Below are 521 nucleotides of genomic sequence, written 5' to 3'. Positions count from 1 at the left end.
GGCTGAAACAGGGCATAGGTTATACAAAACAGAGGTGATTGAATATTTAAAAGCAGATTGGCAAGGTTTAGCGAATGTACAACTTGCACATTGAATTGGGTAGATCGGTTCAATAAAAAGCGTATACACAGTGCATTGGGCTATGTATCGCCTTTTGAGTTTGAGAGCCTTTCCTAAAAAGTGTGTATAGTCTAATCCAAATAAAACCGATACAACCCTATTAACAATTGCATTTAATGAAATAAACGATGACTTATTCAATAGACTATCGCAAACAGGTACTTTCTAGCATCACTGATGGTATGACCATACGAGAAGCTGCGCTATTTTATGGACTTAGCACCAGCACCATTCACAGCTGGCAGAAGAAATTAGCGCCTAAAACAACCAGAAATAAAGCACCGACTAAAATACCTGATGACGCATTGATTGAAGACGTAAAAAGATACCCAGATGATTATAACTATGAAAGAGCTCGTCGCTTGAACTGTAGTAAAACGGGCATCTTTAATGCTTTAAAG

General features: G+C 38.0%; 1 protein-coding gene and 1 pseudogene. Both read left to right on the top strand.

The features are described 5' to 3' along the window. Window positions 1-177 (top strand): annotated as a pseudogene (locus JMY09_RS14450) (integrase core domain-containing protein); the annotation flags it as partial. Between the two features lie 71 nt (window positions 178-248). Next, on the top strand, window positions 249-521 hold a 273-nt coding region (locus tag JMY09_RS14445; protein ID WP_201624644.1), incomplete at its 3' end, for an IS630 transposase-related protein.

The organism is Psychrobacter urativorans, assembly GCF_904846695.1.
GTDB classification, from domain to species: domain Bacteria; phylum Pseudomonadota; class Gammaproteobacteria; order Pseudomonadales; family Moraxellaceae; genus Psychrobacter; species Psychrobacter urativorans.
This window is presented reverse-complemented; position numbering and strand designations above follow the sequence as displayed.